16 protein-coding genes and 1 pseudogene are annotated in these 19,252 nt (G+C 58.7%); 10 read left to right on the top strand and 7 right to left on the bottom strand.

What is annotated here, in order from left to right; genetic code table 11:
- Positions 1-34: 34 nt before the first annotated feature.
- Positions 35-2,038 (bottom strand): annotated as a pseudogene (locus JDW18_RS22855) (YadA family autotransporter adhesin); the annotation flags it as partial.
- A gap of 475 nt (positions 2,039-2,513) precedes the next feature.
- On the opposite strand from JDW18_RS22855, the gene JDW18_RS15375 reads away from it, so the two are divergent.
- Positions 2,514-2,966, top strand: coding sequence for a DUF4019 domain-containing protein (locus tag JDW18_RS15375; protein ID WP_218240265.1), 453 nt, complete (start codon positions 2,514-2,516; stop codon positions 2,964-2,966).
- A 33-nt stretch (positions 2,967-2,999) separates the two neighbouring features.
- Entirely contained in the window at positions 3,000-4,139 is a 1,140-nt protein-coding gene (locus tag JDW18_RS15380) for a DUF2827 domain-containing protein (RefSeq protein WP_218240266.1), read from the top strand.
- A gap of 155 nt (positions 4,140-4,294) precedes the next feature.
- Here the strand turns inward: JDW18_RS15380 and acnB are convergent, their stop codons facing one another.
- The 5 genes from acnB to JDW18_RS15405 form a co-directional block, all read right to left on the bottom strand.
- Positions 4,295-6,880, bottom strand: coding sequence for a bifunctional aconitate hydratase 2/2-methylisocitrate dehydratase (gene acnB / locus JDW18_RS15385; protein ID WP_218240267.1), 2,586 nt, complete (start codon positions 6,878-6,880; stop codon positions 4,295-4,297).
- A gap of 101 nt (positions 6,881-6,981) precedes the next feature.
- Positions 6,982-7,554 (bottom strand): hypothetical protein, encoded by a 573-nt coding sequence (locus JDW18_RS15390; protein ID WP_218240268.1) that lies wholly within the window; start codon positions 7,552-7,554, stop codon positions 6,982-6,984.
- Positions 7,555-7,584: 30 nt separating this feature from the next.
- Complete coding sequence (locus JDW18_RS15395; RefSeq protein WP_218240269.1) at positions 7,585-8,589, bottom strand: HpcH/HpaI aldolase/citrate lyase family protein; 1,005 nt, start codon at positions 8,587-8,589, stop codon at positions 7,585-7,587.
- Positions 8,586-9,389, bottom strand: coding sequence for a trans-aconitate 2-methyltransferase (gene tam, locus JDW18_RS15400; protein WP_218240270.1), 804 nt, complete (start codon positions 9,387-9,389; stop codon positions 8,586-8,588). The genes JDW18_RS15395 and tam overlap by 4 nt, the downstream gene beginning before the upstream one ends.
- A 9-nt stretch (positions 9,390-9,398) precedes the next feature.
- Positions 9,399-10,385, bottom strand: a complete 987-nt coding sequence (locus tag JDW18_RS15405) for a malate dehydrogenase (protein ID WP_218240271.1) — start codon at positions 10,383-10,385, stop codon at positions 9,399-9,401.
- Between the two features lie 230 nt (positions 10,386-10,615).
- Here JDW18_RS15405 and JDW18_RS15410 point away from each other — a divergent pair, with 230 nt between their 5' ends.
- The 7 genes from JDW18_RS15410 (at position 10,616) to JDW18_RS15440 (ending at position 16,585) form a co-directional block, all read left to right on the top strand.
- Positions 10,616-11,407 (top strand): GntR family transcriptional regulator, encoded by a 792-nt coding sequence (locus JDW18_RS15410; RefSeq protein ID WP_218240272.1) that lies wholly within the window; start codon positions 10,616-10,618, stop codon positions 11,405-11,407.
- Between the two features lie 145 nt (positions 11,408-11,552).
- On the top strand, positions 11,553-11,978 hold the full coding sequence (sdhC, locus tag JDW18_RS15415) for a succinate dehydrogenase, cytochrome b556 subunit (RefSeq protein WP_218240273.1): 426 nt from the start codon (positions 11,553-11,555) through the stop codon (positions 11,976-11,978).
- A 39-nt stretch (positions 11,979-12,017) separates the two neighbouring features.
- Entirely contained in the window at positions 12,018-12,380 is a 363-nt protein-coding gene (gene sdhD / locus JDW18_RS15420) for a succinate dehydrogenase, hydrophobic membrane anchor protein (RefSeq protein ID WP_218240274.1), read from the top strand.
- 33 nt (positions 12,381-12,413) lie between these two features.
- Positions 12,414-14,219 (top strand): succinate dehydrogenase flavoprotein subunit, encoded by a 1,806-nt coding sequence (gene sdhA / locus JDW18_RS15425; protein ID WP_218240275.1) that lies wholly within the window; start codon positions 12,414-12,416, stop codon positions 14,217-14,219.
- A 27-nt stretch (positions 14,220-14,246) separates the two neighbouring features.
- On the top strand, positions 14,247-14,951 hold the full coding sequence (locus tag JDW18_RS15430; protein WP_218240276.1) for a succinate dehydrogenase iron-sulfur subunit: 705 nt from the start codon (positions 14,247-14,249) through the stop codon (positions 14,949-14,951).
- Positions 14,951-15,244, top strand: coding sequence for an FAD assembly factor SdhE (locus JDW18_RS15435; RefSeq protein ID WP_218240277.1), 294 nt, complete (start codon positions 14,951-14,953; stop codon positions 15,242-15,244). The genes JDW18_RS15430 and JDW18_RS15435 overlap by 1 nt, the downstream gene beginning before the upstream one ends.
- 30 nt (positions 15,245-15,274) lie before the next feature.
- Positions 15,275-16,585: a citrate synthase gene (locus JDW18_RS15440; RefSeq protein WP_218240278.1), complete on the top strand. Its 1,311-nt coding sequence runs from the start codon at positions 15,275-15,277 to the stop codon at positions 16,583-16,585.
- Between the two features lie 216 nt (positions 16,586-16,801).
- On the opposite strand, the gene JDW18_RS15445 is transcribed toward JDW18_RS15440, so the two are convergent.
- The gene (locus tag JDW18_RS15445) at positions 16,802-17,797 is read right to left on the bottom strand and encodes a quinone oxidoreductase family protein (protein ID WP_218240279.1); all 996 of its coding nucleotides are present in this window, start codon (positions 17,795-17,797) and stop codon (positions 16,802-16,804) included.
- Between the two features lie 129 nt (positions 17,798-17,926).
- Between JDW18_RS15445 and JDW18_RS15450 the strand changes: the two genes are divergently transcribed.
- Positions 17,927-19,222: a DEAD/DEAH box helicase gene (locus JDW18_RS15450; RefSeq protein ID WP_218240280.1), complete on the top strand. Its 1,296-nt coding sequence runs from the start codon at positions 17,927-17,929 to the stop codon at positions 19,220-19,222.
- The last annotated feature ends 30 nt before the right edge of the window (positions 19,223-19,252 follow it).

The following is a 19,252-nucleotide window of genomic DNA, read 5'->3' on the forward strand; positions in this document are numbered from 1 at the left end:
TTACACCAAGCGCAAAAGAAGATGCTGCGGAGGCATTGGATGAGGTACCGATAGCGACAGCATTTGCGCCATTGGCAATGGCGGTTAAACCAGAATCACCACCAATGGCCACCGCACCAGCCGCATTGGCTATCGCCGCAGCACCAATGGCAACTGCCGCAACACCGTTTGCCTTGGAACCCGCCCCAGCGCCACCAAAGCCCCCCAGAGCCATAGCACCATTACCACTGGCATTGGCTCCAGCCCCCAGTGCAACAGCTCCTGCGCCATTAGAAATGGTTCCGGTATTACCGGCATTGCCACCAATCGCCACGGCGTTATTGCCTGTCGCCTGTGCGCGATCACCAATTGCGACTGCCGATTGAGACCCAGAGGTATTTGCACTCCAGCCAATCGCAACCGCTCCGTTTTGCGGTGCCAATGCACTGTATCCAATGGCAATACCTGCATGAACCGCATTTGCATTTTCACCAATAGCAATAGCAGTAACACCAGAAGATCCACCCAGCATGGTTGCCTGCGCACCTTTACCAATTGCAATAGTGCTTGCCCCGGTTCCCAGGTCATTGGTATATGCATTGGTACCCAATGCTATTGCAGATGCCCCACCTGCCTGGCTTCCTGCACCTATAGCCGTCGCATATGAGGAGTTGGCTTTGGCGCCTTGCCCCATTGCAACTGAAGAGAGACCACCAGCGACAGCGTTTGCGCCGATGGCAAAAGCATTTGCATTACTCGCAGTGCTGCTTACGCCAAATGCCATGGAATTAATACCTGAGGCCAGGCCTTGACTTCCGAGTGCAATGGCGTTGGAAGCCGAAGATCCAGTACTTGCCCCACCAATTGCAGTACTAGAAGCGCCTTGCGCATTCGAATTTTGACCAATCGCGGTACTACCAGACGCAGCATTAGCCAAACGTCCGACTGCAATGGCATTAGCGCCGGAAGCGTTTGCTGCACCGATTGCCAAACTATCAGTACCGGCAGCCATTGAACCTGCACCAAAAGCAATGGCATTTGCTTGCTGAGCTTTTGATCCAACGCCCACTGAAATGGCATTAGCACCAGACGAGTTCCCGCCAGAAATGGCCAAGCTTTGAACAGCTGAAGCAACCGAACCAGCACCTAACACCATTGCACCTGATGCACCATCCGCGACAGATGCACCTACACCAATCGCCGTAGCACCAGTGGCGTTGGCCGCCACGGTCGCCCCAGCCCCGATAGCCGAGGCGCCCACAGAGTTCGCCCCCACCGCTGCTGAGCGCCCTAAAGCCAGAGCGTTCGTTGATGCAGCATAGGCGCCCGCACCCATGGCTGTCGCACCATCCTGCAGCGCATTGGTGTAGGAGCCAATTGCCGTTGCATTAGTCACTGCGGTGTTTCCAGATTGACCTGCATTAGCTTTGTAACCAATTGCAACCGTATAGTCACCATATGCTCTGGAGTTATCACTAATCGCAGTTGCCACCAAGCCCGCAGATGCAGAGTTATTACCCACCGACATTGAATAATTGCCAGTGGCAGTCGCACCTTGCCCCAGTGCAATAGCGCTATCGGCACTGCTTCTGGAGCTGACTCCAATCGCAATACCGGTGCCATTATTAGTAGAGCTAGTGACCCGGGCATCCTTGCCTATTGCGATACCCCCGCCCATAACGGTAGACGTGGACACAGTAGCGCCTGTGCCAATGGCGATTGAATTTGCCGTACCTCCTGTGGTGGCGGCAGTTCCCGCAGAACCACCACCGATCGCTATTGAGCCAGTCCCCATCCCACCCGTGGTGCTTCCACCCGCGGCATATTGCGCCTGTGCATCCCCCCCAGGCGCCGCCAACACCAGCGCCCCCAGCGCGATCTGTGCGGCAACCGCCAAAACGGAGAACGAACTGCCAGCAACCATCGAGCCCGCACTACTCCGCCCCGCCGTCACACTTGATCGCGAAGGCTTACCATGCGCCGATTGAATCTCGGACACAGCAACCCATGCACCCAGGGCTTCGTTCCAGATCGTGCGGTAAGAGCGATTCATATCCATTCCTTTGGCTTACGCCAGGGCCTTTTTTTGTGCCCAAGACTCACTTAAATATTTACTTTTTGTAATCCCAACGCTGGGTACAAAAAGCTTCTCGGTATTTGGCCTCGTTTATATATCGATACATATTTTTACGTTACATTCCCTTGTAGGACAAAATCAGACGTAAAGGTACGCCTTCACTAGATAACTAATGTAGGAGCAAACTTTTATCCGGAAAGGAATTTATCCTACAAAATACGAAATTGAATGAAATCAAATAAATTTCAATTAAATCAATGACTTACAAAAACACGCCACCTAAAGAAGAAATACACCCATCAAAAATCACTACTCGAAAAAATTACCATGAGAATGAGTTTTATGAAAAATATTATTAAAATATGTATCAATAAAATTCAAAATTGTTAAACAACTTCTTCTTATTGATGACAGTTACAAATTCATTTACATTTTCAAAATCTTCCAAGGAGTAAATATGTTTCAACGATTCCCTTTAATGCTGTGCAGCGCACTGGTGGCGGGCTTGCCCCAGCTGGTTCTGGCGCAGAGTCAGGACTCTGCTGACGAGATCATTGCGGCCGGCTTCAGCGCGCTGCAGACGATTGACCGTGCGCAAAGCGACCCCAGCCAGATGGAATCGCTGTGGACGGGCACCTCCGCCTTCGTCAAGACCAAGATGTCGAAAGACGAATTCATCTCAGGCATTCGACAGGCACGTGCGCGGTATGGCGCCATCAGCCTGCGCACCTGGGCGGGTGTGATTCGCATTCGCCATGGCGCCAACAGTGATCTGCCTGAGGGCCTGTATGCCAATGCCGACTTTTCGACACGCCTGCCCAGCGGCAGCGTGATCTTTGAAAAAGTGACTTTCCGGTTTGAGCCGAATGGTTGGCAGATGATTGGCTACGTTCCGCGCGAAAACCAGTGAACCAAAGCGGCGCACCGCGTCTACATTCAAGCCATGGCTAACAAAGAACTTTTACGCATTGGCATCACCATTGGTCTGCACAGCGCCAACGAGACGCTGTGGAACAACGGCATCAAGCAAAACGCAGTGTTTCTGGCCGAGGCCTTGCGGCATTGCCCGAATGTTGCCTCGGTAACGCTGGTGAACACTACGGCGGTAGAAGTCAGTGCCGCCCTGCCCTGGGATTTGAAGCGCTGGCCCACCCGCAGTTTCGAGCAGGCCAAGGACCAGCTTGATGTGCTGATTGAACTGGGGGGCCAGATTAGCGCAGAGCAGACAAGCTATCTGAAGCAGCGTGGTGCCAGACTGGTTTCGTATTGCTGCGGGTTTGAGTATGTGCACATGATGGAAAGCATCATGTTCGGCCGGCCCGGAGCGGGCGCAAACCTGTTTATCAATCAGCGCTATGACGATATCTGGATGGTGCCGCAGGTGGACCATATCAGCCGCTCGTATTTCGAGGTGCTGCGCCGCCAGAGCGCCAAGCCGGTGCCGTTTGTCTGGAGCCCGGTTTTTATCGAGCAGCGCAGCGCGGCGCTGCCTGCAGGTGGCATTTACCAGCCGCGCCCCGGGCAGGCCAGACGACTGAGTGTGCTGGAGCCCAATATCAATGTGGTGAAGTTCTGCCTGTACCCAGCACTGATTGCCGAGCAGGCCTATCGCAACGACCCAGAATCCATTGCTTTGCTGCAGGTGACCAATGCGCTGGAGATGGCGCAGAAGAATATGGATTTCATTGCGCTGATGAACCAGCTTGATATTGTGCAAGCGCACAAGGCGGTGTTTCTGGGGCGCTTTGACACGCCGCAGTTTCTGGCCGAGAAGACAGATATCGTGGTTTCACACCAGTGGGAGAACCCGCTGAACTATCTGTATCTGGAGGTTTGCTGGCAAGGCTATGCGCTGGTGCACAACGCACATCTGTGCCCGGATCTGGGCTATTACTACCGCGATAACGATGTCAGCGAGGGGGCGGCGCAACTGGGCCGGGCGATACGCGAGCATGACGCCAATGCCGATGCATACCGCCACCGGCAACGCGAGCTGATTCGTCGCTATTTGCCCGAAACACCGGCGGTGACTGCCCAATATACGCAGCTGCTTGAAGAGTTGATAGCACGCCCCCTACGCTGACAGGCCGGTTCAGAGAATTTACATGCCTGAACCCATTGTCTGGTAAGCGCTGGCAGCTATCAAAATCATCCAATAAAAAAGCCCGTGCAATATCTGCACGGGCTTTTCATTTCACAGGCAGGACCAGGTTTTGCAACCGGGCCTGCTGAGCGGCATTACACCTTGGCGGCGACTTCCGCGTATTCGGCGATTTCGTTGAAGTTCATGTAGCGGTAGACGGAAGCCTTGTCGGCATCGATCACGCCCATTTCCTTCAGGTACTCTTCCTTGGAAGGCAGGTAGCCCAGACGCGAAGCGATGGCTGCCAGCTCGGCCGAGCCCAGATACACATTGGTGTTCTTGCCCAGTCGGTTGGGGAAGTTACGGGTGGACGTGGAGATCACGGTCGCACCTTCACGCACCTGCGCCTGGTTGCCCATGCACAGCGAGCAGCCGGGCATTTCGGTACGCGCACCGGCAGTGCCGAATGCAGCGTAGTGGCCTTCCTTGATCAGCTCGTCCTGGTCCATCTTGGTGGGAGGAGCCACCCACAGCTTGACGGGGATGTCGCGCTTGCCGCCCAGCAGCTTGGCTGCGGCGCGGAAGTGACCGATGTTGGTCATGCACGAGCCGATAAAGGCTTCATCAATCTTGGCGCCAGCCACGTCCGACAGCGTCTTGGCGTCATCGGGGTCGTTGGGGCAGCAGACGATAGGCTCGACGATTTCGCTCATGTCGATTTCGATGACATGGGCGTATTCGGCGTTCTTGTCGGCTTCCAGCAGATCGGGCTTGGCCAGCCAGGCTTCGACCTTCTCGATACGGCGCTGCAGCGTCTTGGCGTCAGCGTAACCGTCGGCGATCATGTTCTTCATCAGAACGATGTTCGAGGTCAGGTATTCCTTGACCGGCTCGGGGTTCAGCTTGATCGTGCAACCAGCGGCAGAACGCTCGGCGGAGGCGTCAGACAGCTCAAACGCTTGCTCGACCTTCAGGTTGGGCAGGCCTTCGATTTCCAGGATACGACCCGAGAATTCGTTGATCTTGCCGGCCTTGGCCACGGTCAGCAGACCTTGCTTGATGGCGTACAGCGGAATGGCGTGCACCAGATCGCGCAGGGTCACGCCGGGCTGCATTTCGCCCTTGAAGCGCACCAGGATGGATTCGGGCATGTCCAGAGGCATCACGCCAGTGGCAGCACCGAAGGCCACCAGACCGGAGCCTGCGGGGAAGGAGATGCCGATAGGGAAACGGGTGTGCGAGTCGCCACCGGTACCGACGGTATCGGGCAGCAGCAGGCGGTTGAGCCAGCTGTGGATCACGCCGTCACCAGGACGCAGGGCCACGCCGCCGCGGTTGCTGATGAAGTTGGGTAGTTCGCGGTGGGTCTTCACGTCCACAGGCTTGGGGTAAGCGGCTGTGTGGCAGAAGGACTGCATCACCATGTCGGCGGAGAAGCCCAGGCAAGCCAGGTCCTTCAGCTCATCACGGGTCATGGGGCCGGTGGTGTCTTGCGAACCCACGGTGGTCATGCGGGGCTCGCAGTAAGTACCGGGGCGCACGCCCTGGCCTTCAGGCAGGCCAACCGCACGGCCGACCATCTTCTGGGCCAGCGTGAAGCCTGCGTTGGAAGCAGCAGGAGCCTGGGGCAGACGGAATTCATTGGATGCGGGCAGACCCAGGGCTTCGCGGGCCTTGGCAGTCAGCGAGCGGCCGATGATCAGGTTGATACGGCCACCGGCTTGCACTTCGTCCAGCAGCACGTCGGACTTCAGCTGGAAGTCAGCGATCTTGGCGCCGTTCTTTTCGATCTTGCCAGCGTAGGGGTAGACGTCGATCACGTCGCCCATTTCCAGCTTGGTCACGTCCACTTCGATGGGCAGCGCGCCGGAGTCTTCTTGGGTGTTGAAGAAGATGGGAGCGATCTTGCCGCCCAGCGTCACACCACCAAAGCGCTTGTTAGGCACAAAGGGGATGTCCATGCCGGTCGCCCAGATGATGGAGTTGGTCGCGGACTTGCGCGAAGAACCGGTACCCACCACGTCGCCCACGTAGGCCACGAGGTTGCCCTTTTTCTTCAGGTCGTCGATGAACTGCATGGGGCCGCGCTTGCCGTCTTCTTCGGGCTTGAACGCCGCGTCAGGACGCGTGTTCTTGAGCATGGCCAGGTAGTGCAGAGGGATGTCGGGACGGCTCCAGGCGTCAGGAGCGGGCGACAGGTCGTCGGTGTTGGTTTCGCCGGGCACCTTGAAGACGGTGACGGTGATCTTTTCTTCGACCTTGGGACGCGAAGTGAACCACTCGGCATCGGCCCAGCTTTGCATCACTTCCTTGGCCTTGGCGTTGCCAGCCTTGGCCTTGTCTGCCACGTCGTTGAAGAAGTCGAACATCAGCAATGTCTTCTTCAGCGCGTCAGCGGCCACGCCTGCGACCTCAGCGTCGTCCAGCAGCTCGATCAGGGGGTGGACGTTATAGCCGCCCACCATGGTGCCCAGCAGCTCGGTAGCCTTGGCTTTGGAGATGAGGCCCACGCTCAGGTCGCCGTGAGCGACAGCAGCCAGGAAGGAAGCCTTGACCTTGGCGGCATCGTCCACTCCGGGCGGCACGCGGTGGGTCAGCAGATCCAGCAGAAACGCGTCTTCGCCAGCGGGCGGGTTCTTGATCAGCTCGATCAGCTCTGCGACTTGCTTGGCATCCAGAGGCAGCGGGGGGATGCCCAGTGCGGCGCGTTCTGCCACATGGTCACGGTAGGCTTTCAACATGGGTTCTCTCCAATGGTTTTTTAAAAAAGGCTGCGCGTTCAGGCGCGAATTACAGGGATGCTGCCGAGTGCGAGGCAGCAGCATCCCTCAGCCTTGCTGGATCAGTTGTTACCCAGCAGGCTAGGAGGTGGGTTCTTGCGAATGGCTTCAGCCACTTGCTGTTGTTCAGGGGCCATGCACTCATCCGCCAGACGTTGACCCGCCTTCTGGTTCATCAGCATCGACTTGTTGGCAATCTGCAGCCAGACCGCGCCGGCGGCCTTGTCTTCCAGACGGACGGTGCCGGTGGAAGTCTTGACGGGCGACATGTGGTACTTGAAGCCACGGCCGTCCACGATGAAGTAGCCGGGGTTGGCCGAGTCAGGGGTCACATTCACGTAAGCGCCCAGCTCGCAAGGGATACGGCCCTTGAACACGCGTTCGGAAACGGCCAGATCTTCAGGGCTCAGCTGATTGGAAGCAGGACCGGCGGCCACAGCAGCGGCGCCCGCACCGGCAGTTGCCGCAGCAGCGGCCTTGGCACCCTTCTTGGTAGTGGCCTTTTTGGCAGCAGGCTTGGCGGCCGCCTTCTTGGCGGCAGTGGCTTTGGCCTTGGTGGCGGTTTCAGCCACAGCGGATTGACCAACGACCAGCAGCGGGGCTGCAAGCATCAAAGTAGCGATAAGGGTCTTCATAGGAATGGCTCCTGCAGACTTGTTATGAGTTCAATGGGTTGAATCCGGGGCAAACCAGGGTTGAACGTCAACCGGCAAGGCCTGCCCCGTCTGGTGAGCGCGCTCAAGCAACTGCCAAAAATAGCGGTAGCTGGCACGATCGTGTAGTACACCATCAAAACTGATGGGGGCCCAATTCTGCACCGCTGCAGCGGTAAGAATTTGTGCCGCCTGCTTAACTTCGTCTTCTGCGGGCGCAAATGCACGCAGGATGGGGCGAATCTGGTCAGGATGGATGCTCCACATGCGTGTGTAGCCCAGTTCACGCGCAGCTTTTTGCGCGCAAGCCTCCAAAGCCTGAGGATTCTTGAATTCTGTCACCACGCAGTGCGATGGCACTTTGCCGTGGGCATGGCAGGCCGCAGCGATCTCCAGCTTGGCACGCACAACCAGAGGGTGCTCGAACTGGCCTTGCGCTGTCATGGCCGATGCGGGAATGGCGCCGCCGTGGGCAGACACAAAGTCCATCAGCCCAAACGAGATGCTTTGCACTGCGGGGTGCGCTGCAATGGAGAAAGCCTGCTGCACAGCCGCAGGCGATTCAATCAAAACATGTAGCGGCACGCGCTTGTCTGTAGCGCGCTGCAGGGCTTTTTCGGCAAAGATGACATCGTCCACCGACTCCACCTTGGGAATCATGATGTGGCAAAGCTTGTCGGCAGCGCCGCCAGCGATGATGTCCATATCGGCCTGAAAGTGGGCATGGTCCACCGCATGCACGCGGGCCGCGACACGGGCGCCGGGCGCAGCGGCATTGGCCAGCTCCACCACCAGGCGGGCGTGCTCGGCTTCACGACCCACGGGGGCGCCATCTTCGCAGTCGAGGGTGACGTCAAACACGCAGGTGCCGAACTCGGCCATCATCTCAGCCTGCAGTTGCAGGCTTTTGCGCATGCGCACTTCCACGCCGCTGTAGTGATCGCATACAGGCAGACGCAGGGCACCGCCTTGCGCGTCCAGCAAAACCGTAGCGGGATGAACCAATTGAGTCGTCATGACTTGCGCTGCGCCACCAAGAAAAGTCGAGGAAAAGCCAGCAGACGTTTACCGTCTGCCCGCTCGGGGTAAGCCGCATCAATGCGGCTCTGGTATTGGCTCAGATAGTCGGCCTGCAGTTCAGCAGGCAGGCCTTCGACAAAGGGTTTGAGGCCCGTGCCGCGCAGCCACTGCACAATCGCAGCCGCTGAATCCATGGGATGCTGGTAGACGGTGTGCCACACATCCACGCTGGCTGCGCTGCGCTCGGGCGCCGCCAATAAATCGTAATAGGCGCCTATCGAGAGGATTTCAGTGCGCACCTTGTCTGCATCGCCAATGTACGGAGCGAACTCAGGCAGACGCGCGACTTCGCGCATGTTTCGGTGCGTTGCTTCCTGACGGTTGTCAGGCATCTGAATCGCCAGCACGCCACCGGGCGCCAGCAGCGAAAGCAGACGTGGAATCAGGGCCTCATGCTCGCCCACCCACTGGATGGAGGCATTGGCATAAATCAAATCAGGCGCTGGTTCACCTTCAGCAGGTGCCCAGGAGGCAATGTCAGCGGCCTCGAACCTGGCCTGTGGCAGCTGCTTGCGTGCAGTCTCCAGCATGGCTTCGGAGTTATCTATGCCGAGTACATCGGCATCCGGGAAACGCTCCACCAGCAGTTCGGTGGAGTTGCCCGGCCCGCAGCCCAGATCCACGATGTGGAGGCTTCGGGCCGGTTGCAAGGCTGGCACCCGCGCCAGCAACTCTGCGGCCGGGCGCGTGCGCTCATTGGCAAAGCGCAGATACAGCGCGGGGTTCCAGTCTTGCATAGGCGCTACTTACAGCAGGTGCTTGACGCCGTCTTGCTCGCCTTGCAGCTCAGCCAGGGTCTTGTCGATGCATTCTTGCGAGAAAGCGTCGATTTCCAGACCTTCGACGATCTTGTATTCGCCGTTAGCTGTGGTGACAGGGAAGCCAAACACGATGCCAGCAGGAATGCCGTATTCGCCGTTGGAAGGCACGCCCATGGTGACCCATTCGCCGTTGGAGCCCAGGGCCCAGTCGCGCATGTGGTCGATGGCAGCGTTGGCAGCCGAAGCAGCCGAGGACAGACCACGGGCAGCGATGATGGCAGCGCCGCGCTTGCCCACGGTGGGCAGGAACACGTCCTTGTTCCACACTTGGTCGTTGATCATTTCCTTGACCGACTTGCCGTCCACCGTAGCGAAACGGTAGTCAGCGTACATGGTAGGCGAGTGGTTGCCCCACACGGTCAGGTGCTTGATGTCGCCCACGGCGAAGTTGGCCTTGGCAGCCAGCTGGGAAGCAGCGCGGTTGTGGTCCAGGCGCAGCATGGCGGTGAAGTTCTTGGCGGGCAGATCAGGAGCCGACTTCATGGCGATGTAAGCGTTGGTGTTGGCAGGGTTACCCACCACCAGAACCTTGACATTGCGCGAAGCCACAGCGTTCAGAGCCTTGCCCTGAGCGGTGAAAATCTGGGCGTTGGCAGCCAGCAGGTCAGCACGTTCCATGCCTGGGCCGCGAGGACGGGCGCCAACCAGCAGAGCGTAGTCGGTGTCCTTGAAGGCGGTCATGGGGTCGGCGTGGGCTTCGATGCCAGCCAGCAGAGGGAAGGCGCAGTCTTCCAGCTCCATGATCACGCCCTTCAGAGCGTTTTGAGCCTTTTCGTCGGGGATTTCCAGCAGTTGCAGAATAACGGGTTGATCTTTACCCAGCATTTCGCCAGAGGCGATGCGGAACAACAGGGCGTAACCGATTTGGCCAGCTGCGCCGGTAACGGCGACACGGACGGGCTTCTTGCTCATGGTGAAACTCCAATATTGGAAAAAAGTTGGATGTCATGGGCGCCAGGTTGCACCAGCGTAATCACCAGTTACCCAAGCTCCTCAAACATGGCTGCAAGTGTACTGCTGAAATCAAAGCCCGGTCAATTTGTCTTATGTCTTATATAAGATATGATCCACACTAGGCCGAGCTCATCAAAGCAGCCTGTTTTGCGCATTGCATCGCGGAGGCGAATCTCTCAAATACAACTATGCCGACCCTTCACAACACAGCCCCAGACACCAACGCCACTTCTGCTGGCGGTACTGGCGTATCCACCCCCGCCTTCAGCCCTCTGTACCAACAGATCAAAGGCCTTATCCTGCAAAGTCTGGAAGCTGGGGAATGGCGCCCTGGAGAGCTGATTCCCAGTGAAATGGAACTGGCTGGCCGCTTCAAGGTCAGCCAGGGCACAGTTCGCAAGGCCATCGATGAGCTGGCCGCCGAAAATCTGGTCATGCGCCGCCAGGGCAAAGGCACGTTTGTAGCCACTCACGCCGCGCAGCAAGTCCAGTACCGTTTTTTGAAACTGCACCCTGATGCCGGTGACCTGCAGCGCGAAGGTCGCGCAGAGCGCCATATTCTGGAGTGCCGCCGCCTGCGTGCGCCCGCCGAAGTGGCCCGCGCACTGGCGCTGCGCACGGGCGACGCCGTCATGCATGTGCGCCGCACCCTGTCTTTTGCAGCAATCCCGACTATTTTGGAAGACATCTGGCTGCCCGGTCACGCCTTCAAGGGCCTGACTGCAGAGCAGATGTCCAACTACCAGGGCCCCACCTACGCCATGTTCGAGCTGGACTATGGCGTGCGCATGGTGCGTGCCGACGAAAAAATTCGCGCCGTGCTTCCCGACACTGAACAGGCACAGTTGCTGAGCATTCCCAGCACCACACCCCTGCTCAGTGTTGAGCGCACGGCCTACACATACAACGATGTTCCCATGGAGTTACGACGCGGTCTGTACCGGACCGACACCCATCATTACCGCAATGATTTGAACTGAATCCCTCCGGAAAAGCGTTGATTGCGCCAATGCCCAATCAACGCTATGCAAATTCGGCTAACGGATTCTGCTGCATTGCAATAGAATTTTGTGTCGCTTCGCACTAGCGATTACAACGCAGTTACATCCACGAAAGTACCCTGCCATGACAGAGCAAAAAGCCAAACAGCGGCCAGAGTTCCGCAATATCAACTTCTTTTCGGATCTTCCGACCTATCGCCTGCCCCTGGCAGGCATTGTGTCCATCCTGCACCGCGTCAGCGGCCTGCTGATGGCGCTCCTGCTGCCGTTCATCATCTGGATGTTCGACAAGTCGGTGTCGTCGGAAATTTCGTTTGAGTCCTTTACCGCGGTATTCGCAGGCCAATTTGGCTGGTTTGCCAAGCTCGTGTGCCTGGCTCTGATCTGGGCTTATCTGCACCACTTCTGCGCTGGCGTCCGCCACCTGATCATGGACGTGAACCATCACGCCGTGAACAAGCAGACCGGCAAGTCCACTGCTGTGACCGTGCTGGTCATCAGCGTTGCACTGACCGTGGTGCTGGGTGCCAAGCTGTTCGGCCTGTTCTGATCAGCAGCCATCAATAACACCTCACGATAAGGAAAAACCATGTCCGTGAATTACGGCTCCAAGCGCACCGTCGTCGGCGCGCACTATGGCACTCGCGACTTTCTGGCTCAACGCTCCACAGCCGTCCTGATGGCTCTGTTCACCGTTGTTCTGCTGGTGCGCTTTTTGATGGGTGGCCCTGTGGGCTACGAAATGTGGGCTGGCATCTTTGCCCCCCAATGGATGAAATTTCTGACCCTGGCCCTGTTCGTGGCTCTGGGCTGGCATGCCTGGATCGGCGTGCGTGACATCTGGATGGACTACGTCAAGCCCGTGGGCCTGCGTCTCACCCTGCAAGTCATCACCATTGTCTGGCTGGTCGGTTGCATCGGCTGGGGCATCCAGGTTCTGTGGCGTCTCTGATCGAGACACAGTCTCCACGATTGAAGGTTAAGAATGAGCTACACCAAAGCAAATATCACCAAGCGCAAGTTTGACGTCGTCATCGTCGGTGCCGGCGGCTCCGGCCTGCGCGCTGCGCTGGAACTGTCGCGTGCCGGTCTGTCGGTCGCGTCCCTGTCCAAGGTTTTCCCCACACGTTCGCACACTGTGGCTGCCCAAGGTGGCGTGTCCGCTTCGCTGGGCAATATGTCGGACGACAACTGGCACTACCACTTCTACGACACTATCAAGGGCTCTGACTGGCTGGGCGACCAGGACGCCATCGAGTTCATGTGCCGTGAAGCACCGAACGTCGTGATCGAACTCGAACACTTCGGCATGCCTTTCGACCGCAATGCCGACGGCACCATCTACCAGCGTCCCTTCGGTGGCCACACTGCCAACTACGGTGAAAAGCCTGTGCAACGCGCCTGCGCTGCCGCTGACCGTACCGGCCACGCCATGCTGCACACGCTGTACCAGCAAAACGTCAAGTCCAAGACCAACTTCTTCGTGGAATGGATGGCTCTGGACCTGATCCGCAACACCCAGGGTGATGTGGTGGGCGTGACCGCGATCGAGCTGGAAACCGGCGACCTGTACGAGCTGCACGCCAAGGCTGTGCTGCTGGCTACCGGCGGTGCTGGCCGTATCTTCCAGGCTTCCACCAACGCCTTCATCAACACCGGCGACGGCCTGGGCATGGCAGCGCGCGCTGGCATTCCTCTGCAGGACATGGAATTCTGGCAGTTCCACCCCACTGGCGTGGCCGGTGCTGGCGTGCTGCTGACCGAAGGCTGCCGTGGTGAAGGCGCTATCCTTTTGAATAGCGAAGGCGAGCGCTTCATGGAGCGTTACGCTCCTACGCTGAAGGACTTGGCTCCGCGCGACTTCGTGTCCCGCTCCATGGACCAGGAAATCAAGGAAGGTCGCGGCTGCGGTCCCAACAAGGACTACATCCTGATGAAGCTGGACCACCTGGGTGCCGAAACCATCCGCAAGCGTCTGCCTTCCGTGGAAGAAATCGGTCACAACTTCGCCAACGTGGACATCACCAAGGAACCCATCCCCGTGGTTCCTACCATCCACTACCAGATGGGCGGTATCCCCACCAACATCAACGGCCAGGTTGTCACCTGGAACGGCGAATCCAACCAGGTCGTCAACGGTCTGTACGCTGTGGGCGAATGCTCCTGCGTGTCCGTGCACGGCGCCAACCGCCTGGGCACCAACTCGCTGCTGGACCTGCTGGTCTTCGGCAAGTCTGCTGGCAAGCACATCGTCGAATTCGTCAACGGCTTCGGCGCTCACCACGAAGTGCCTGCTGACGGCGCTGACCGTACTCTGGCCCGCCTCAACCAGCTGCAAGACTCCAAGGAAGGCACTTACGCCCAGGACGTCGCTGGCGAAATCCGTCAAAGCATGCAAACGCACGCTGGCGTGTTCCGTACGCAAAAGTCCATGGACGAAGGCGTGACCAAGATCAACGCTATCCGCGACAAGGTCGGCTCCGTGACCCTGAAGGACAAGTCCATGGTGTGGAACACCGCACGTATGGAAGCCCTGGAAGTGGACAACCTGATCGAAGTGGCACAGGCCACCATGACCTCGGCTGCAGCCCGTAAGGAATGCCGTGGCGCACACACCGTGTACGACTACGAGCACCCTGCCGACCACGCCGAATTCCCGCTGGGCCGCAACGACAAGGAATGGCTCAAGCACACCCTGTGGGACAGCGCCACCAACAGCCTGTCTTACAAGCCTGTGAACCTCAAGCCCCTGACCGTTGCCAGCGTTCCTCCCAAGGTTCGTACGTTCTAATCCAGCAGCCCACGAGAAAAGATCAAAATGAAGCGCACATTCAAAATCTACCGCTACGATCCCGATGTGGACACCAAGCCCTACATGCAAACCGTGCAAGTAGAGCTGGACGGCCACGAACGCATGCTGCTGGATGCACTGGTCAAGCTCAAGGCCATGGACCCCTCCATCGCCTTCCGTCGCTCCTGCCGCGAAGGCGTGTGCGGCTCTGACGCCATGAACATCAACGGCAAGAACGGCCTGGCCTGCCTGACGAACATGAACACCCTCAAGGGCGACATCGTTCTCAAGCCCCTGCCCGGTCTGCCCGTGATCCGCGACCTGATCGTGGACATGACCCAGTTCTTCAAGCAGTACCACTCGATCAAGCCTTACCTGCAAAGCGATGTGTACGCATCGCCCAGCAAGGAGCGCCTGCAGTCTCCCGAAGAGCGCGAAGAGCTCAACGGCCTGTACGAGTGCATTCTGTGCGCCAGCTGCTCGACCAGCTGCCCATCGTTCTGGTGGAACCCCGACAAGTTCGTGGGCCCGGCCGGTCTGCTGCAGGCTTACCGCTTCATCGCGGACAGCCGCGACACCGCTACGGGCGAACGCCTTGATAACCTGGAAGATCCGTACCGCCTCTTCCGTTGCCACACCATCATGAACTGCGTGGACGTGTGCCCCAAGCACCTGAACCCCACTGCAGCCATTGGCAAGATCAAGGAATTGATGGTTCGTAGAACCGTCTGATGCTGATGACGAATACCCTGCTTGAAGAACGTGAGCGCGACCTGCTGCGGTGGCGCTGCCGCCGTGGCCTGGTTGAAAACGATCTGTTCATCGAGCAGTTCTTCGCCACCTACGGAAGCCAGCTCACGCGGAGACACGCGGCTGGCATGTCTGCCTTGATGGATCTGGCAGACAACGACCTGATGGATCTTTTCTTGCGTCGCAAGGATCCCGAAGGACAACTCGATACCCAAGAAGTCAGGGAAGTGCTGGAGATGGTGCGCAAGCGCCAACCTGGCGGCACTGCCCAGTAGGCTAGGCAAACTAGAGAAGGAAGTTTGGAAATGAAACTCGCTGACAACAAAGCAACGCTGTCTTTCAGCAATGGCGCACCTAGCGTCGAATTGCCGGTTTATCAGGGCACCATTGGCCCCGATGTGATCGACATCCGCAAGCTGTACGGTCAATCCGGCAGTTTCACCTATGACCCGGGCTTCCTCTCTACTGCTGCCTGCCAATCCGCCATCACCTATATCGATGGCGACAAGGGCGAGCTGCTGTACCGCGGCTACCCCATCGAACAACTGGCCAAGAACTGCAACTTCCTGGAAACCTGCTACCTGCTGCTGTACGGAGAGCTGCCTAACGAAGCCCAGAAGGCTGAGTTCGAAAACACCGTGACCCAGCACACCATGGTGAACGAGCAGATGCAGTTCTTCCTGCGTGGCTTCCGCCGTGATGCACACCCCATGGCTGTGCTGACTGGTCTGGTGGGCGGCATGTCTGCCTTTTATCACGACAGCACCGACATCACCAACCCTGAGCACCGCAACATCGCCGCGATCCGTCTGATCGCCAAGATGCCTACGCTGGTTGCCATGGCATACAAGTACGGTGTGGGCCAGCCCTACATGTACCCCAAGAACGATCTGTCGTATGCAGGCAACTTCATGCGCATGATGTTCGGCAACCCTTGCGAAGAGTACAAGGTCAACCCCGTGGTTGAGCGCGCTCTGGACCGCATCTTCATCCTGCACGCAGACCACGAGCAAAACGCTTCGACGTCCACCGTGCGCCTGTGCGGTTCGTCCGGCACCAACCCCTTCGCCGCGATCTCCGCTGGCGTGGCCTGCCTGTGGGGCCCTGCCCACGGCGGCGCCAACGAAGCTTGCCTGAACATGCTGGAAAACATCCAGGCTAACGGCGGCATCGAGAAGGTTGGCGAGTTCATGGAACAAGTCAAGGACAAGACCAGCGGCGTGAAGCTGATGGGCTTTGGCCACCGCGTGTACAAGAACTACGACCCCCGCGCCAAGCTGATGCAGGAAACCTGCAACGAAATCCTGTCCGAACTGGGTCTGGAAAACGATCCCCTGTTCGCACTGGCCAAGAAGCTGGAGAAGATTGCTCTGGAAGACGACTACTTCGTTTCCCGCAAGCTGTACCCCAACGGGGACTTCTACTCCGGCATCGTTCAGCGCGCTATCGGCATCCCCCTCAAGCTGTTCACCGGCATCTTCGCTCTGGCCCGCACCGTGGGCTGGATCGCTCAGCTCAACGAACAAATGGCTGACCCCGAGTACAAGATTGGCCGTCCTCGCCAGCTGTACACCGGCGCCGCTGCCCGCGACGTCAAGCCTATCGCTCAGCGTTAATGGCTGCTCTCAGGCCCGGCTTGCCGGGTCTGATGAAGGCAAAAAGCCCGCAGATTGCAAAGTCTGCGGGCTTTTTCTTTGTCTTGGCTCTTTAAAAACCACTCTCAAAACAGAAGCTACTGGCGCTTGTTGATATTCAGTTTCAGCATTGTTTCATCAAATAACCAATACACATAAAGCGCCATCAGCTCCTATCTTGATAGCCGATCGTCTATCTCAAGGCACCAGCAAAATCGGCTGTACTGCGCCCTGTGCCTCCAGTTGGCGGTGAGCACCCGCTGCATCGGCCAGCGCAAACTCCTGCGGCTCGGCCATGCGGAAATGTTTTTTGCGCAGCGCTTCAAATACTCGGGCGGCCATGGCATCGCGCTCCTTGGCTTTCTTCACGAAATGAAACACCATGGGTCGGCTCACGCTGTTCGAGCGTGCAGCCAGGCGCGGAATCTCCAGCGGTGCGACAGGCCCAGAAGACTGGCCGTACATCACCAACTGGCCGCCAAACGTGAGGCTGGCCAGCGAACCATCAAAGCTGTCCTTGCCCACACCGTCATAAGCTACATCCACGCCCTCGCCGTGGGTGATCTCCATCACGCGCGCGGCCACATCCTGCTTGCCCTCGCCGCGGTAGCGAATCACCTCCACACAGCCACATTGATCGGCCTTATTCGCCGTGGCATCGCTGCCCGCGGTGCCAATCACCATCGCGCCCAGCTGCGTGGCCCACTGGCTCAGAATCTGGCCCATGCCGCCGCCCGCAGCCTGCACCAGAATGCGCGAACCCTGGCCCACCTGCGCCACGCGGTGCAGCAGCACATCGGCCGTCAGCCCGCGCAGCAGGCTGGACGCGACCAGCGCATCACTCAAATCATCAGGCACGGCTATCAGCTCGTCCGCGACAATCACGCGCTCTGCCGCATAAATGCCATAGGCTGCCGAGACATAGCAAACCCGGTCACCCTGCTTGAAACGGCTCACGCCCTCGCCCACTTCGGCCACCACGCCCACCGCTTCGATTCCCGGTGTGCCCGGCAGCGCCAGCGTCTTATACAGGCCCGAGCGCACATAGATATCGTGAAAGTTCACACCAATGCGCGTGTGCTGCACGCGCACCTGCCCGGCTGCCAGCGGCTGCGATGGGACAGTGGCAATCTGCATAACATCGGGGGCGCCATATTGCTCGATAACAATGGCTTGATGCGTGGCCTGGGCCATGATTGGTACTCCTTGATCGTTATGCCACGAATGTAGCCTGCGGCAGCGCTTGTCCCTGCAATATGCTGCGAAGCGGCAATTCCCGCACAATGCGCCTCCTGCACCGCTTTTGAGCCCACGTTGATTTCTATGTCTTTTGCCCCCCTAGGCCTGCGCGCCGAGCTTTTGAATGCTGCCCTGGACCTGGGCCTGCACGACGCCACGCCCATCCAGTCCCAGTCCATTCCCGCCGCACTGGCCGGGCGTGATCTCTGGGCCTGCGCCCCCACGGGCTCGGGCAAGACCATGGCTTATCTCATGCCGCTGCTGCAGCAATGGATGGCACAAAAGCGCAGCCACACCGGTTTTGTGCGCCCTCTTTCCACCTTGATTCTGGTGCCCACACGCGAGCTGGCCCAGCAAGTGCATGAAAGCCTGAGCGACCTCACCCGCAAGCTGCACGACCAGCCCCGCAGCCGCGTCGTGTACGGCGGTGTCTCCATCAACCCGCAGATGATGCAGCTGCGCGGCAGCGCAGACTTTCTGGTGGCTACGCCCGGCCGCCTGCTGGACCTGGTGGACAACAACGCCGTGCGACTGGGCCATGTGCAGCATCTGGTGCTGGATGAAGCCGACCGCCTGCTGGACCAGGGCTTTGCCGAGGAACTCAACCGCGTGCTGGCCCTGCTGCCCGCCAAGCGCCAGACCCTGCTGTTCTCTGCCACCTTCCCGCAGAACGTGGAAGCACTGGCCAGCCAGTTGCTGCAAGACCCCGTGCGTGTGCAAGTCGATGCAGATGCGGCATCCGAACACTCGGCCAGCCCCGAAAACATCAGCCAGCGTGCCATTGGTGTGGACAGCACACGCCGCACCCAGCTGCTGCGACAGTTGGTCAAAAACGGTGAAGGCCAGCCCGAATGGGAACGCGCCCTGGTCTTTGTGGCCAAGCGCCACACCGCCGAAATGCTGGCCGACAAGCTGTACAAGGCAGGCATCTATGCCACCACCTTCCATGGCGACATGAGCCAGGGCGCGCGCAAAGATGTGCTCGATCAGTTCAAAGCCAAGCGCTGGCAGCTGCTCATCACCACTGACCTGGCCGCACGCGGCATCGACATTGCGCAGCTGCCCACCGTGGTCAACTACGACCTGCCCCGCTCGCCTGCCGACTATATTCATAGAATTGGCCGCACAGGCCGCGCTGGACATACGGGTGCAGCTATCACTTTTGTAACACCTGCAGAGACTGCGCACTGGAATTTGATCTGCAAGCGCAACCAGCTAGACATCGCGCAAGAGCAAATTGCAGGGTTCGAGCCCACCGAAGAAGTGCCACCACCGCCCGTTGCCCAGGACGGAAACGGCGGCATCAAGGGCCGCCGTCCCAGCAAAAAAGACAAGCTGCGCGCAGCAGGCTTGTTACCTGCCAAACCCGGCCAGAACTGATGGCAAGCGGTATTTCCCAGTACAGTCAGC

Source organism: Comamonas fluminis (assembly GCF_019186805.1).
GTDB lineage: Bacteria > Pseudomonadota > Gammaproteobacteria > Burkholderiales > Burkholderiaceae_C > Comamonas > Comamonas fluminis.